14 protein-coding genes are annotated in these 14,178 nt (G+C 59.1%); 5 read left to right on the top strand and 9 right to left on the bottom strand.

Annotation, left to right across the window (positions count from 1 at the left end; genetic code table 11):
• The first annotated feature begins 113 nt into the window (after positions 1-113).
• Positions 114-1,712, top strand: coding sequence for a glutamine-hydrolyzing GMP synthase (gene guaA / locus DW171_RS04330; RefSeq protein ID WP_118270529.1), 1,599 nt, complete (start codon positions 114-116; stop codon positions 1,710-1,712).
• An 814-nt stretch (positions 1,713-2,526) separates the two neighbouring features.
• Here the strand turns inward: guaA and DW171_RS04315 are convergent.
• The 5 genes from DW171_RS04315 to DW171_RS04290 form a co-directional block, all read right to left on the bottom strand.
• Entirely contained in the window at positions 2,527-2,946 is a 420-nt protein-coding gene (locus tag DW171_RS04315) for a YjdF family protein (protein WP_118270526.1), read from the bottom strand.
• Between the two features lie 380 nt (positions 2,947-3,326).
• On the bottom strand, positions 3,327-3,641 hold the full coding sequence (locus tag DW171_RS04305; protein ID WP_118270525.1) for a hypothetical protein: 315 nt from the start codon (positions 3,639-3,641) through the stop codon (positions 3,327-3,329).
• A 179-nt stretch (positions 3,642-3,820) separates the two neighbouring features.
• On the bottom strand, positions 3,821-4,729 hold the full coding sequence (locus tag DW171_RS04300; protein ID WP_118270524.1) for a radical SAM mobile pair protein B: 909 nt from the start codon (positions 4,727-4,729) through the stop codon (positions 3,821-3,823).
• Entirely contained in the window at positions 4,717-5,406 is a 690-nt protein-coding gene (locus DW171_RS04295; protein ID WP_118270523.1) for a radical SAM mobile pair protein A, read from the bottom strand. The genes DW171_RS04300 and DW171_RS04295 overlap by 13 nt, the downstream gene beginning before the upstream one ends.
• The gene (locus DW171_RS04290; RefSeq protein ID WP_118270522.1) at positions 5,403-5,603 is read right to left on the bottom strand and encodes a hypothetical protein; all 201 of its coding nucleotides are present in this window, start codon (positions 5,601-5,603) and stop codon (positions 5,403-5,405) included. The genes DW171_RS04295 and DW171_RS04290 overlap by 4 nt, the downstream gene beginning before the upstream one ends.
• 143 nt (positions 5,604-5,746) lie before the next feature.
• Between DW171_RS04290 and DW171_RS04285 the strand changes: the two genes are divergently transcribed.
• The gene (locus DW171_RS04285; protein ID WP_117790916.1) at positions 5,747-6,307 is read left to right on the top strand and encodes a TetR/AcrR family transcriptional regulator; all 561 of its coding nucleotides are present in this window, start codon (positions 5,747-5,749) and stop codon (positions 6,305-6,307) included.
• Positions 6,308-6,390: 83 nt separating this feature from the next.
• Here DW171_RS04285 and DW171_RS04280 read toward each other — a convergent pair whose 3' ends face one another.
• From DW171_RS04280 to DW171_RS04270, 3 genes are read right to left on the bottom strand one after another with little or no spacing between them, the layout of a single operon-like run.
• Complete coding sequence (locus DW171_RS04280; protein WP_118270521.1) at positions 6,391-7,239, bottom strand: NAD-dependent protein deacetylase, SIR2 family; 849 nt, start codon at positions 7,237-7,239, stop codon at positions 6,391-6,393.
• Positions 7,227-7,925, bottom strand: coding sequence for a hypothetical protein (locus DW171_RS04275; protein ID WP_118270520.1), 699 nt, complete (start codon positions 7,923-7,925; stop codon positions 7,227-7,229). The genes DW171_RS04280 and DW171_RS04275 overlap by 13 nt, the downstream gene beginning before the upstream one ends.
• A 3-nt stretch (positions 7,926-7,928) precedes the next feature.
• A complete protein-coding gene (locus DW171_RS04270) occupies positions 7,929-8,894 on the bottom strand; it encodes an NAD-dependent protein deacetylase (RefSeq protein WP_118270519.1) in 966 nt (321 codons plus the stop codon).
• Positions 8,895-9,037: 143 nt separating this feature from the next.
• Between DW171_RS04270 and DW171_RS04265 the strand changes: the two genes are divergently transcribed.
• The 3 genes from DW171_RS04265 to DW171_RS04255 all read left to right on the top strand — a co-directional run bounded on the left by DW171_RS04265 (position 9,038) and on the right by DW171_RS04255 (position 11,797).
• Positions 9,038-9,592 (top strand): TetR/AcrR family transcriptional regulator, encoded by a 555-nt coding sequence (locus tag DW171_RS04265; RefSeq protein ID WP_118270518.1) that lies wholly within the window; start codon positions 9,038-9,040, stop codon positions 9,590-9,592.
• Positions 9,593-9,796: 204 nt separating this feature from the next.
• Positions 9,797-10,327 carry a flavodoxin family protein gene (locus tag DW171_RS04260; protein WP_118270517.1) on the top strand — a complete coding sequence of 177 codons (531 nt, stop codon included), beginning with the start codon at positions 9,797-9,799 and terminating at the stop codon, positions 10,325-10,327.
• 180 nt (positions 10,328-10,507) lie between these two features.
• A complete protein-coding gene (locus DW171_RS04255; RefSeq protein ID WP_118270516.1) occupies positions 10,508-11,797 on the top strand; it encodes an ATP-binding protein in 1,290 nt (429 codons plus the stop codon).
• Between the two features lie 98 nt (positions 11,798-11,895).
• Here DW171_RS04255 and DW171_RS04250 read toward each other — a convergent pair whose 3' ends face one another.
• Positions 11,896-14,136 (bottom strand): DNA gyrase subunit A, encoded by a 2,241-nt coding sequence (locus DW171_RS04250; RefSeq protein ID WP_118065700.1) that lies wholly within the window; start codon positions 14,134-14,136, stop codon positions 11,896-11,898.
• Between the last annotated feature and the right edge of the window lie 42 nt (positions 14,137-14,178).

Here is a 14,178-nt window from a genome sequence, read left to right as displayed (position 1 = left end):
GCGCTGATGGCTGCGAGGGACGAGAAACCCCATATAACGTGTACACTATGGAGGTTATTTTCGTTCATTCACGCGGGCGGGCACCGGCTCCCCGCCAACAGGAGGGGGAAACCATGGATCAAAAGGCTTCCGCAAAGGTCCTCGTACTCGACTTTGGTGCGCAGTACGGTCAGCTCATTGCCCGTCGCGTCCGCGACCTCAACGTGTATTCCGAGATCGTTCCCTGCGACATATCGGCCGATGAGATTCGCGAGATGAACGCCTCTGCGCTCATCCTTTCCGGCGGCCCGGCCTCCGTGTACGCCGAGGACGCTCCGTCCATCGACCCCGCCATCTTTGACCTGGGCCTTCCTGTCCTGGGCTTTTGCTACGGCCATCAGATCACGGCCGTGACGCTCGGCGGCAAGGTCGGTCACTCCGAGGTGGGCGAGTACGGCCGCGCCACCATCACTCGCACGGCCGGTGCCAAGCTCTTTAACTCCACGCCCATGGAGCAGACCGTGTGGATGAGCCATCGCGACGCCGTGTCCGAGGTGCCCGAGGGCTTTACCGTTACCGCCAGCACCGACGTGTGCCCGGTCGCTGCGATGGAGTGCCCCGAGCGCAAGATCTTTACCACGCAGTTCCATCCCGAGGTCAAGCACTCCGAGTACGGTCAGCAGCTGCTGAGCAACTTCCTGTTTGAGATCTGCGGCCTGGAGCCCAACTGGAGCATGGACAACCTGGTCGAGACCATGACGGCCGAGTTCCGCGAGAAGGTCGGCGACGACCGCGTGATTCTGGCCTTGTCCGGTGGCGTCGACTCCTCCGTCGTGGCTGCGCTGGGCGCCCGCGCCGTGGGCAAGCAGATGACCTGCGTGTTCATCAACCACGGCCTGCTGCGCAAGGGCGAGCCCGAGCAGGTGGAGGAGGTCTTCACCAAGCAGTTCGATGTCGACTTTATCCACGTCCACGCCGAGGACCGTTATGCCGAGCTTCTGGCCGGCGTGACCGAGCCCGAGGAGAAGCGCCGCATCATCGGTACGCAGTTCTGGAAAGAGTTCTTCGCGGTCGCCCAGCAGCTCGAGTGCGATGGCAAGCCGGTCAAGTACCTGGCTCAGGGCACCATCTACCCCGACATCATCGAGTCCGGCGCTCGCAAGACGGGCGGCAAGACGGCCACCATCAAGAGCCACCACAACCTGATCCCGTTCCCCGAGGGCGTGCACTTCGACCTGATCGAGCCGCTCGACCACTTCTTTAAGGACGAGGTCCGCGCGCTTGGTCTGGCGCTCGGCCTGCCGGGTCACATCGTGTTCCGTCAGCCCTTCCCGGGCCCGGGCCTGGCCATCCGCATCATCGGTGCGGTCGACAAGGAGAAGCTCGAGATCCTCAAGAACGCCGACGCCATCGTGCGCGAGGAGCTCGACGCCTACAACCAGCGTCTGTTTGAGCAGACCGGCGAGCGCAACTCCGAGCACAGCTGCTGGCAGTACTTCGCGGTCCTGCCTGACATTAAGTCCGTCGGCGTTATGGGCGACGAGCGCACTTATCAGCGCCCGATTATTCTGCGCGCCGTCGAGTCCAGCGATGCCATGACCGCCGACTGGGCCAAGCTGCCCTACGACGTCCTGGCCCGCATCTCGGGCCGCATCGTTGCCGAGGTCCCCGGCGCCAACCGCGTGTGCTACGACATTACGTCCAAGCCGCCCGCGACCATCGAGTGGGAGTAGCCGAGGGTCTAATACGGCACGTCACAAAAGGTAGTGAATAGCAATGAAGCCCCAGGTAGAGTTGGCTATCTGGGGCTTCTTCATGCAACGTCGCGATGCGCTCCATAACGCTCTATTTGGGGAATTTAGTTCAGGCAATGAAGACGGGCACATGAACGCAGAAAGGACGGCACGAGGCCCACTTGAATCCTCGACACTCATCCGCATTATCGTTGCCCCAATGCCCTCTGCATCAAGCGAGGTCGGCGGTTAAGCAACGGCTCGGCGAGTGTTATTTTGAGAGCTACGCGCATCTAAGGCGAGTTTTCGTGGTAAAAACTACTTGCCGGAAGCCGCGGCTTTCAGAGTACGGCTTACGTGCACGTTTAACCTCCGTGGGCGACGGGGTGCCGCAAGGCGTAGAGTATCGCTCACCTGTAGGGGCAGCGTCGCTTTAGGACCGAGGGTTCGGCCTACTACGAGACGCCCCAGCGCATCATCGACGGCAACACCAAGCGCATTGTCTCCGAGTGTCAGGCGTACCTCGACCGCTACGAGCGCGAGGGAAGGCCTCGCTTTGCCGTCGACATCGACCGCATCGTGGGGCTGCTGGAGGGCGAGAAGTAGGGCACCTCGGCTCAGTCTCGAGCCATGCGGAGTCGCTCCGCATTTTTGAACGCCGCGTGTGCGTCCCAAATACTTGAGAAACAAGCTGTGAAGTGCAGTGGCGCGCCCGTGCCCGTGCATGGCCGTCACCATCAGCGTCTACGCGGCGTCGGCTTCAAGTGGAACTGGCACCGCTGCTGTATATGGTTTGCCTTGCTGCAAATGGCGATCAATGCCCACGATGCTTCTGCTTGCGCTTCAGCTTTCGCTGCTCGAAGCGCGCCTCCGCCTCATCCGCGCGACGCTGGCTTCTTGCTTGAGCCGACTCCCGCTTCATCGCTTCCCGCTGTGCCGCGAGAGCCTGCTGCGCCTTGGTGCTCATCGCTGGCTGCTTGAGGGCTTTCGCCGCCTCGCGAGCGCGCCGCTTGGGGTTCTTCGCGGGCTTGCTTGCCTCAGCCGGTTTGCCATCGAAGAACGAGAGCTTCTCCCATTTGCCGGCAACGAATTGCAGAATCTCCTCATCGGACGGCTCCGCGCCGAAGACGATGCGGGCGACGCCGTACCTTCCGTCCTCGACATGCTCCGCCAGCCCGACCCAGAATTGGCCGTCGTGATATACGGCCAGGGTGGACGACACGCTGATCTGCATGGTTGGTTCCTCCTTTATGTAGATGACCATGCAGAGAAGGGACAACCAAGGAGGCAGGTTACTGATGCGGACTCCCGCACGCCCACGACTACCCGACGGGGACTGTGTTTTCATCTCTGGTGCCCGCATTGTAGCACGCGTGAATTCGCATTGACCTCGCTGCCGGCATGCTGTGACTGGTCGAGGGTTTTACCAGGAATGGGGAAAGCCGGCACAGGAGCTGCGCCCGGGCGATGTGGTCAACATCGCCCCGGGGGTGAAGCATTGGCACGGAGTCGCGCCCGACGGCTGGTTCTCCCATCTCGCGCTGGAGGTTCCGGGCGAGGAGACCTCCAGCGAGTGGTTGGAGCCTGTGAACGACGAGGAATATCTCAAAGCGACTAACAAGGAGGCTTAAATACCTTCGCCGTCCGCGCCGCCGAGAGCAGTGCGCCCAAATCGGCCTGGATCGCCTCCGCCCTGCTCCCGAGCTGCAGCGGGACCGAGCCGCCCGAGATGTTCACGCTCAACAGATGCGCATCCGGCAGCTTCGCGGCCATGCTCCAGAACGGGAGCGTGATGATGCCAGGGGTCATCTCGCCCACGCCGAGCTCCAGCAGCAGCACGCGGCAATCGCCGCGCCCGCGCACGAAGCGCTCGTATCGTCCGAGGCCCTCGCGCCATGTCGCACCCTGCAGAAACGTGTCGTCGCGCACCCACGGTACAAGATACTGGTTTTCTGTGCGAAAACGCTCATGCCGCTAAATTGAGCGACCGCCTGTACTGCAGCGGGATCATCCGCCCGAGCGATCCCTTAATCCGTCGCCCGTTGCGCCAATCGGCAGAAGCCACGCGTGGACGCTAATCGCTCGAGCGAATCGTCGTCGGTTTCCGTTTAACGATTTCTTTTTCCGCTATTATCCGACCCTCGGACTTCCTCGTGATAGAAGTAGTCCACGATCACCGGATGCCCCTGGGGGACTCTGCCATAAGGCATTTCGTTGTCCACAAAGGGGCAATCGTACTTCTTGGCCATTTCCTCGGCTTTTACTTCAAGCGCTTCAAAATAGCTACGGTTGCGCTTGTTATAGATCTCATCGTAAAGCGGTACGAGATCGGGATGTTTCTCGGCGATATAATCCAGGATCGCTTTTTTGAAACCACCCCGAAGATTGAGATTTTCGAGCCAAAACAAATCGCACTGATCCTTTACTCGCTCAAAAATCATCTCAAAATCCGTGATGCCGGGAAATACCGGGGACACGAAGCAGACCGTACGGATACCTTCGTCATACACCTGCTTCATAGCAGCGATACGACGCTCGATGCTCGACGCGGAGTCCATATCGTTCTTGAAGTTCTCATCCAGCGTGTTGATCGACCATGAAACGGTCACTCGTCCAAGCCTCTTCAGCAGATCGATATCCCGTACCACAAGATCGGACTTTGTGCAGATCAGAATATCTGCATCGCTGCCAATCAGCTGCTCCAGGAGCTTCCTGGTATTCCCGAATCGCTCCTCCTGTGGATTGTAGCCATCCGTCACAGAACCGATAACTACCCGCTGTCCAGCGTATTTCTTCGGATTCTTGATTTCCGGCCAATGCTTCACATCAAGAAAGGTGCCCCATTCCTCCTTGTGTCCGGCAAAGCGCTTCATAAAGGAGGCATAGCAATACTTGCAGGCATGCGTGCAGCCTACATAGGGATTGACCGAGTAGCCGCCTACCGGCAGGCTGGACTTGGTCATGATGTTCTTTGCTTCCACCTCATTGATGAGGATTCCATCGATCACTTCCGCCATGTTCTCTGCACCTCCAGCACTCTTTCGAATTCTTCCGGCAATTCCTGAATCATGTTTTCGTCCCCTATGACAGAGACGAGGTCTTCCTTCATAAACATTGGAATGCCAAGCGCGTGCGCCTGGTCCGTCAAAGACCATGCCCACTCCGGTTCCGTATGAACCTTCCTGCTCTGCGCCCCGGTCATGGTACCGACGACGATCCAGTTGATTCCGGAAAGGTCGACCGTACCGGGATCGTCGAATAGCGGCTCAAAAGTAACGAAGAAGTGATTTGCTTTGACGTTTTTCCGAAGGGCGTCGATACGCCACAGCTCCGCTTTCCTCGTCACCGTAACGCCGAACCATGCGTTTTCCAGGTCGGTATCTAAATCCAGCAAATCGGGTCTCTTGGTCAGGAACAGGAACTGATGCTGTGGATTCTCATGAATCTTTGCAAATACCTCGTCTCGCCATTCCAGCTTCCACCCGGAGAGATCGCTCATGCCGGTAAGGAGAAAGTTCTGCGGGCGTTTCTTTTTCATCATCTTGAGCTTGCTCGGGAAGAACGCAGGATCAGCGAAGTCGTCAATCATATGCCAACGTTTCACATTGTTACGGGCATAGCAATATGGACACCCCACCGTGCAGCCGATGACGATATTCATATTCTGAATCTGATTTTTGATGCAGATGCTCATAACGCCTGCCTACCTGCCTCTCCCGTAAACACGCAATCAGCCTCCCCCACCTTGCGGGCAAAAGCCTCGATACCTTGCTTGCAAGCAGCAGACTCGCAATCGCTCAAATCGTATGACGTGCCGCCGTTTCGATAGACGGCCCGATGGGAAAACGATCGGCTGACAAGCCCGATGCCGAGCTTCTCGTACAGGGTCATCCGTGCTCCCTTTCAGCTATTATAAACAGGTGTCTATAAACAGTATCCTTGTTGATTTTCGCAGGGGCAATGAACAAACGCGTGCACCTGTCGATAAACGAACAGCTACTGGACATTGTCAAACGACTCAGATTGGAGAGGCGATGGGAGAAACCAAGATCGACCGCCGGCGGCGCTACACCCTCTCGGTCATACAGGAGGCGTTCTTCGCGCTGCTGGCCGAGGTCGGCTTCGCGAAGATGACGGTGGCGGACATCTGCCGCCGCGCCGAGATCAACCGGGGAACGTTCTATCTGCATTGCGAGGATAAGTACGCGCTGCTCGATGCGCTTATCGACGAGGCATTGGCAGCGGCTCCCCCGCTTGAGGGGGTTGAATCGGCAACGCTTTGCCAGCGTCCGCCGGCAGACGACGATTATCGCCTGCTTTACTCGGACAGCGACGCATACGCTCGCGTAGCCCAGCGCGTCATAGAACGCGGAGCGGAGCAGATGGTTCCCTGGGTCATGGAGAAAACAGGGCTTTCACGCGAAGACGCCTTCCTGCTCTTCGTCCACAACGTCCAGGGCAATCTGGCCGTCAACCGCCTGCTCGGCTGGAGACGAGGCCCCGAGTTCGCCCATGCCCAGGAGCTGCTCAACGCCTATTCCGAAGGGGGCTTACTGGCGGTATCCGCTCTTCGCGATTCCGATAACCCATCGTGACCTGCGATTCAGGAATACCAGCCTCCGAGCCCTCTCGTCCGGAGGCTGCGGCTAAAACCTCATTGCGCGTCTACCGCTCCGCGCTACTCGCCGCCCGTCCGCGCCGCCGAGAGCAGTGCGCCCAAATCGGCCTGGATCGCCTCCGCCCTGCTCCCGAGCTGCAGCGGAGCGGAGCCGCCCGAGATGTTGACGCTCAACAGGTGCGCATCCGGCAGCTTCGCGGTCATGCTCCAGAACGGGAGCGTGATAATGCCGGGGGTCATCTCGCCCACGCCGAGCTCCAGCAACAGCACGCGGCCGTTACCACGCTCGCGCACGAAGCGCTCGTATCGCTCGAGGCCCTCGCGCCAAGCCGCACCCTGCAGAAACGTGTCGTCGCGCACCCACGGCACAAGCTGCCAGCCGCAGTGCGGGCACCGGGGGATATCCTCGCTGCGGACCTCGAACCCCGCCATGCCCGCGAGCATGCGCTCGACGTAGGGACTCGAATCGAAGAGCTCGTCGCAGCATGGCTGCTTGCATTGAAGGTGCGCGAAGCTTCCCTGATAGTTGCAGATCCTCTCGGCGGGAAACGCCTTCTCGACCTGGGTGTCCACATTGGTGCTCAGGATGAAGTAGTCCTTATGGCCGATGAGAGACCGCAGGTCGAGATAGGGCCGTGAGGCCGGCTCGCGCAGCATGAAATCGATGTATCGCGCGTAGTAGGCCCATTGCTGCTCGAGGCTGGGGTAGAGGTGGTAGAAGCCGTCGAAAAGGCTCTTGAAGCCAAATGCTCGCTGCCAGTCCTCCATTCCGGCGCGCGCCATGCCTGCGCGGTTGTAATGGTTGAACCCGGCGGCGCTCGACATGCCCGATCCGATGCCGACGATGATGGCGTCGGCATCGTCGATAAGGCTTCGAAGCCTCGTGGCTTCTCTTTCTAGGGGCGGCATCGGATAATCTCCTCGAAAGCCGGAGCCATATCGCCGTCAACGAGAATGGTCTCGTACGAAGCGTCGGGCGCCATGGCCTGGCTGTAGTTGAACACGATGTAGGTGGCGTGCTCGCAGGTGTTTGCAATCTGAGCGAGCACGTGCTTTATGACGCCGTTGCGCAGTCCCACGCCAAGTTCGAGGATGGCGACCCTGCCGTTGCGATGGGCTTGCACAAGGCGCTCGAGCTCCTCGAGCTGGGCCGTGGCGAGGGCGTCTGGATGGGCGAGACGCCGCTCGTCGATCGACGTGCGCGTGCTCCCCTCCGTCTCGAGCACGCGCTCCTCGTCGAACCCGGCGCGCGCGAAGTGCCCGTCGATGTTGCATGTGACCACGAAGGTGTCGGCGTGCTCCGTAAGACGCCGCAGCCCGTTCATGAGCGGGCTGGGCTCATATTCGAGATATTCCTTTTGATGAAACCGCTCGGCCCATCGGCGTCGCACGCTGGCATCCGGGGAGGCGAGCCCCTGCAGTATGCAGCCGATGCCGTCTGCCTGGGCGAGGTCCCCGTACGCCTCCCGGAAATGGGCATCGGCGCAGAAGAGGTTGAGCCCCTCCGCCATGTCGAGCCCGTTGCTGGCGCCGATGATGACAAGATCCGCCTCGGAAAGCGCCCTGCCTATGCGAACTGCTTTCGCCGTCTCCATGCGCTACCTCCCCAGCGTCTTGCGCACGTCGGCGAGCACGTCGGCGATGTCGGCGCGAACGGCGAGGCCCCGATCATCGATCGCGCGGGGGAGAAACTGCGTCTTGTCGTTCACGGCGATGTAGCCAGCCTGCGGCAACTGCGCCGTGAGGGCCCAGAACGGCTCTTGGATAAACGCGGGCGTCATGCGGCCCACGCCCAGCTCGAGGAAAAGGATCCTCTGCCGCGCGTGCGCATCGAGCCAGTCGGACACCTTGCGGTACTGCTCCTCGTAGAGCTCGCCCTGCAGGAAGTTGCCGTAGCCGCGAACCCAGGGGAACGCCTCTGCCCCGCAGTGCGGGCAGCGCGGCACGAGCTCTGCCGGAACCTCCAGGCCGTCTCCCATGGCCTCTACCATGCGGGAGACCGGCTCGACCGCGTCCCACACCTCGTCGGTGCAGCAACGGGAGCACTGGAAGAAGCGGTGGTCGCCTTGGATCTCCGCCACCTTCTCCCAGGGGTAGAGCTTCACGAACTGCGTGTCCTGGTTGGTGGTGAGCACGAAGAAATCCTTCTCGGCGAGAATGGCGTCGAGGTCCTTGTAGGGCTTGCGCAGCGGGGCGTTGAGCGTGGTGTCGAGGAAGGTGGCGAGGTATCCCCAGCGCGCCTCGGCGGTGGGCCAGCGGTAGAACGACCCCTCGAAAGCGCCCCTGAAACCGTAGCGCTCGGCGAATTTGCCGAAATGCCTGCGATAGGTCGCGTTGTCCTCGTAGTAGAAGTCGCCGCCGCCCGCCGCGGAGAGCCCGGAGGCCCCGCCCACCAGCACGCAATCGGCTTCCTCGATCATGCGGGCAAACGTTTCGATTTGCTGCCCGTAGGAGACGGGTTCGCAATCGCTCAGATCATAGGGCGTGCCGCCGTTTCGATAGGCTGCTTGATGGGAAAACGATCGGTTGGTGAGCTCGATAACGAGCTGCTCGTACGGAGTCATTCGATACCCTCTTTCAGCTATAATGAACAGGTGTCTATAAGCAGTATCGATGTCGATTTACGCAAGAGCAATGAACAGCTCCGAGATGCTGTCGATAAACGAGCAGCTGCTGGGTATTGTTGGGCAGATCGAACGGAGGAGCCATGGATACAGGGAAAATCGACCGTCGCCGGCGCTATACGCTCTCGGTCATACGGGAGGCGTTCTTCGAGCTGCTGGCCGAGGTCGGCTTCGCGAAGATGACGGTGGCGGACATCTGCCGCCGCGCCGATATCAACCGTGGCACGTTCTATCTGCACTACGAGGACAAGTTCGCCCTGCTCGACGCGCTTATCGACGAGGCCTTGGCGGCGGTGCCGCCGCTCGAGGGAACGGAGGCGGGTGCCCTCTGCCAGCGTCCGCCGGCAAACGATGACTATTATCTGCTCTACTCGGATGACGACGCGTACGCCCGGGTGGCACAGCGCGTCGTCGAGCGCGGCGCCGAGCAGATGGTTCCCTCGATCATGGAGGAGACTGGGCTTTCGCGCGAGGACGCCTATCTGCTCTTCGTCCACAACGTCCAGGGAAATCTCGCGGTCAACCGCCTACTTGGTTGGAGGCGGGGACCCGAGTTCGCTCACGCCCAGGAGCTGCTCAGTGCCTATTCCGAAGGAGGCATGCGGGCGGTATCGGCTCGCCACGATCCCCGTAGTTGATCTTGACAGCGTGCCATTTCAGGCAGGCGACGTTGCTATGGCCCCTCTTTGGTTTTCGATGTTGTATAAGGCAATCGCAATCGCCTTGAGCTTCTTTAGGGAACTTGAGCAAGAGATATGGCCTGCTGGCGATTGATTAACCCCATTTGTTTTGGTTACAAGAAAAAATGCTGCGCGCCTGCAGTATGAAGGAGAGGGAATCCTATGAATATCGTTGTATTGAGCGGCAGCCCGCGTAAGGGCGCCAATACCGATACCATGGTCGAGGCGTTTGCCGAGACCGCGCGTGAGGGCGGCAATACGGTCGAGGTCGTCCGCGTTGCCAGCAAGAAGATCGCCGGCTGCTTGGGATGCCAGTACTGCTTCGCCCATGAGGGCGTCTGCGTGCAGAAGGATGACATGGCCAACGTGATTGAGTCGCTGAAAGACGCCGACATGGTCGTCTTCGCTTCGCCTATCTACTGGTTTGATATCACCGCACAGGAGAAGGCTGTCATCGACCGCCTGTACGCCTTCGGTGCTACGGGCTTCCCGTTCACCAAGACGGCCCTTTTACTCGATAGCCACAGCGAGGGCGTCTATGATGCGGCGATCGCTATGTACAAGTCAACCTGCGCGTACTGCAAGTGGGAGGACCAGGGCATTGTCACCATTAGCGGCATGACCGAGCGCGACAGCATGGCCTCCTCGCCCAAGTTGGAAGAGGTGCGCGAGCTCGCCCGCAAGCTCGCCTAAGGACAAGAGGAGCGCATGGCAATCAGCGTTGGTGGAAATGCTTGCTGTCCTTACCGAGAGATAGGGGCGAATTCCCTCAAGTGCCGTATAGAACAATTTTTAAACGCAGAAAAATAACTGAAAACAAATTAATCCGCGTTAAAATATTGTCAAATAGAAGTTCATGAGGGAAGGTTACGTATGCGTCGCAAGGCAGACGAGCTCCTTAGGGAATGGCGAGACAGAGCTGATAGAAAACCTTTGCTGGTCAAAGGCGTGCGCCAGTGTGGCAAGACCTATTTGCTCAGAACGCACGCCCAGGATCTTTTCGAATCGGTTGTCTACGTTAATCTTGAGAACGACCGGTCGGCGCGAGCGGATTTTTCGGGCGGTCTTGATCCTCATTCGATCGTACGTGCGATCGAGGCTCGTACGGGACAGCGTATCGTGCCTGGCAAAACCTTACTGTTCATTGACGAGATCCAGGCATGCGAGGAAGCGCTCACTTCCCTTAAATACTTTTGCGAAGATGCTCCCGAGTATTACGTTGCGGCTGCCGGGTCGCTTCTTGGGGTTGCCATTAACCATCAGTCGTATTCGTTCCCCGTCGGAAAGACCGACTTGATTGAGATGACTCCACTCGATTTCGAGGAGTTTCTCTGGGCGATGGGGCACGATCAGCTGGTCGACGAGATACGCTCATCATTCGAGATAATGGGTCCTCTTGCGCCAAGCCTTCATGAAAAGGCGCTTGGGCTCTATCGACAGTATCTTGTTGTTGGCGGAATGCCCGAGGCGGTCCAAACGTACATCGATGATCAGTCAATCATTGATGTGGCCGAAAAGCATCGGATTATTCTCGACGGATATTCCGCCGACACCAATAAATATGCTGATGAACGCTTGAGCGCAAAGACGCGTGCGTGCTTCGATTCCATTCCACAGCAGCTTGCCAAAGAGAATCGTAAATTTCAATACAAGGTAGTGCGAGCGGGGGGCAATGCGTCTCTCTTTGGAGATGCTCTCGATTGGCTTGTATTGTCGGGTACGGTGGCGCGCTGCAGCCTAGTCGGGCAGATCGAAAGCCCTTTAGAGGCCTTCGTTAACCCTTCTGCTTTTAAAATCTATCAGGCGGATACAGGGCTGCTCGTCTCCAAGGCCGGTGCTCAACGCGCCGATATTCTTGCCGGTATCGGCGGCACATTCATGGGTGCACTTACCGAAAACTACGTTGCCCAACAGCTTTCAGCCATGGGCTATCCGCTGCATTATTGGACGCGAGATAATCGCGCGGAAATCGACTTTGTAGTAGAAAAGCAGGGATGCTTGTCTGCGATTGAAGTCAAGGCGGGAGAGAACACAAGATCTCGAAGCCTGTCCTCACTTAAAAAGACCCATCCGGGCGTGCGCCGAATCAGGCTATCGACTAAGCCCTTCGGAATGAATGATGGGCTGATGTCTGTTCCACTTTATGCGGCATTTTGTCTATAGGGATGATGCTGCTGTAATGCATGGGGCCCGGAGTGCGATGTTGCTGCGCTCCGGGCCCCGCTGCTTTGTACAACCATGACGGTTTGGTCGCCGTTGTTTTAGTCAAACAGGCTCGGCATGTCGTTTTCCTTCATGAGGGCACCGGCGGAAGGTAGGCTCTGTGCGGTGAACTTCTCGGCCGAGACACCGGCGCCAAGAATCTCCTCGGTCGTGCCGACGGTGGTGACCGAGCGGCCTTTCTTGGCCGTGAAAGCCTGGACGCCCTGCGTGTTGGTGGTCGTCTTGGTCTTGAGCAGCGACGTGTTGAAGTTCATCAGGCGGTAGTCGCTCGAGACCAGCGCGAGGTCGCGGTCTTCCTTGAGCACCTGCGCATACAGCAGCTTGCTGCCGCCGTAGATGGCGTTCTTGAGGCGCTTGCGGTTGGTCTTGGTGACGTATCCGGAAAGTGCGACGCGCACCACGCGGCCGTTCTCAAAGACGAACAGCACATCGGCCTTGTAATCCTCGGGGTCGATGACCCAGATGACGCTCTCGTCGGGTTCCATCTCAAGATCGGTCGGCAGGTACGAGCCCAGCTGGGCCGACTTGGTGTCCTCAAACGCCGCAACCTTGCACTTGTACACCTGGCTCTTATTGGTAAAGACCAGCAGCTCGTGGGTGTTGGAGGACGGGAACTCGATAAAGGGTTTGTCGCCGTCCTTGTACTTGAGCGTGGTCGCCTTCTTGAGCACGCGGTCCGTCATCTTCTTAAGATAGCCATCGCGCGAGAGCATGATGGTGACCGGGTACTCCTCGACCTCGGGCTCCAGGCTCACCTCGATAACCTCATGGGGCTCGATCCTGCCCGTGCGGCGCGGCATCACGTACTTCTTGTTGACCGCTGCCAGCTCGTCGCTGATGACTTTCTTGATGTTCTCCTCGCTGGAGAGGATCTCCTCAAGCTCGGCAATCTCGCCCTCAAGCTTGGCAATGTCCTTGGTGCGGTTGAGGATGTACTCCTCGTTGATGTTGCGGAGCTTGAGCTCGGCAACAAACTCGGCCTGGGTCTCGTCGATGTCGAAACCCTTCATAAGGTTGGGCACGACCTCGGCCTCGAGCTTGGTGCCGCGGATGATGGCGATCGCCTTGTCGATGTCGAGCAGAATTGCCTCGAGGCCGTGCAGCAGGTGCAGACGCTCGGACTTTTTGCCCAGGTCAAAGTTAATGCGGCGACGCGTGGACTCAATACGCCACTTGACCCACTCGTGCAGGATCTGGCGCACACCCATAACGCGAGGGTAACCATCGACCAGCACATTGAAGTTGCACGAGAACGAATCCTGCAGCGTGGTCGAGCGATAGAGCTTGGCCATGAGCTTGTCGGGGTCGACGCCGCGCTTAAGGTCGATGGCGATACGCAGGCCCGAAAGGTCGGTCTCGTCACGGATGTCGGCGATCTCTTTGACCTTGCCCTCCTTGGAGAGCTTGACGATGCGCTCGATGATGACATCGGTTTTGGTGGTGTAGGGGATCTCGTAGACCTCGATGATGCGCTCTTCGGGAATCCAGCGCCAGCGGGAGCGGATCTGGAAGCTGCCAAGGCCGGTCTCGATTATCTTTTCCATCTCCTCGCGGCGGTAGATAATTTCGCCGCCGGTCGAGAAGTCGGGCATGGGCATGTACTCGAGCAGGTCGCAGTCGGGATCCTGCAGGTAATGCATTGTGGCGGTACAGACCTCGTTGAGGTTGAAACCGCAGATGTCGGACGCCATGGCGACGCCGATGCCCTTGTTGGCCGAGACGAGGATGTTGGGGAACGTGGTGGGCAGCAGGCGCGGCTCCTTCATGGCGCCGTCGTAGCTGTCGACGAAGTCGACCGGGTCCTTGTCGATGTCCTTGAAGATCTCGGCACTGATGGGGGAGAGCTTGGCCTCGGTGTAACGCGAAGCGGCGTAGCTCAGGTCGCCCGAATAGTACTTGCCAAAGTTGCCCTTCGACTCCACGAAGGGGGCAAGCAGCGCCTCGTTGCCGGTGGCCAGGCGCACCATCGTTTCGTAGATGGCGGCATCGCCGTGCGGGTTGAGCTTCATGGTCTGGCCCACGATGTTGGCACTCTTCTGGCGCTCGCCCTTGAGCAAGCCCATCTTGTACATGGTGTAGAGCAACTTGCGGTGCGAGGGCTTAAAGCCGTCGATCTCGGGGAACGCACGCGAGACGTTGACGCTCATGGCGTAGGGCATGTAGTTGACCTCGAGCGTCTGCGTGATCGGCTGGTCGGTGACCTCGGAGTGCAGGCCGATGACGTTCTCGGCGTTGACCTGCTTTTTCTTTGGCTGGTTCTTCGTCTTCTTCTTTGCCACGATTTCCTCTTGAACTTCTTATGGGCCGTCGTTATCGATTTG

Origin of the sequence: Collinsella sp. AM15-2 (genome assembly GCF_003471985.1) — a bacterium.
In the GTDB taxonomy this organism is placed as follows: domain Bacteria; phylum Actinomycetota; class Coriobacteriia; order Coriobacteriales; family Coriobacteriaceae; genus Collinsella.
Note: the sequence above shows the minus strand (reverse complement) of the source record. Positions and strands in the feature narration are given on the sequence as shown.

Excerpts from the sequence above, each read along its gene's own strand:
- DW171_RS04265 (WP_118270518.1), top strand. The coding sequence starts at position 9,038 with ATGGATACAGGGAAAATCGACCGTCGCCGGCGCTATACGCTCTCGGTC.
- guaA (WP_118270529.1), top strand. The coding sequence starts at position 114 with ATGGATCAAAAGGCTTCCGCAAAGGTCCTCGTACTCGACTTTGGTGCG.
- DW171_RS04280 (WP_118270521.1), bottom strand. The coding sequence starts at position 7,239 with ATGCCGCCCCTAGAAAGAGAAGCCACGAGGCTTCGAAGCCTTATCGAC.
- DW171_RS04260 (WP_118270517.1), top strand. The coding sequence starts at position 9,797 with ATGAATATCGTTGTATTGAGCGGCAGCCCGCGTAAGGGCGCCAATACC.
- DW171_RS04300 (WP_118270524.1), bottom strand. The coding sequence starts at position 4,729 with ATGGCGGAAGTGATCGATGGAATCCTCATCAATGAGGTGGAAGCAAAG.
- DW171_RS04285 (WP_117790916.1), top strand. The coding sequence starts at position 5,747 with ATGGGAGAAACCAAGATCGACCGCCGGCGGCGCTACACCCTCTCGGTC.
- DW171_RS04315 (WP_118270526.1), bottom strand. The coding sequence starts at position 2,946 with ATGCAGATCAGCGTGTCGTCCACCCTGGCCGTATATCACGACGGCCAA.
- DW171_RS04270 (WP_118270519.1), bottom strand. The coding sequence starts at position 8,894 with ATGACTCCGTACGAGCAGCTCGTTATCGAGCTCACCAACCGATCGTTT.
- DW171_RS04255 (WP_118270516.1), top strand. The coding sequence starts at position 10,508 with ATGCGTCGCAAGGCAGACGAGCTCCTTAGGGAATGGCGAGACAGAGCT.
- DW171_RS04295 (WP_118270523.1), bottom strand. The coding sequence starts at position 5,406 with ATGAGCATCTGCATCAAAAATCAGATTCAGAATATGAATATCGTCATC.
- DW171_RS04275 (WP_118270520.1), bottom strand. The coding sequence starts at position 7,925 with ATGGAGACGGCGAAAGCAGTTCGCATAGGCAGGGCGCTTTCCGAGGCG.
- DW171_RS04290 (WP_118270522.1), bottom strand. The coding sequence starts at position 5,603 with ATGACCCTGTACGAGAAGCTCGGCATCGGGCTTGTCAGCCGATCGTTT.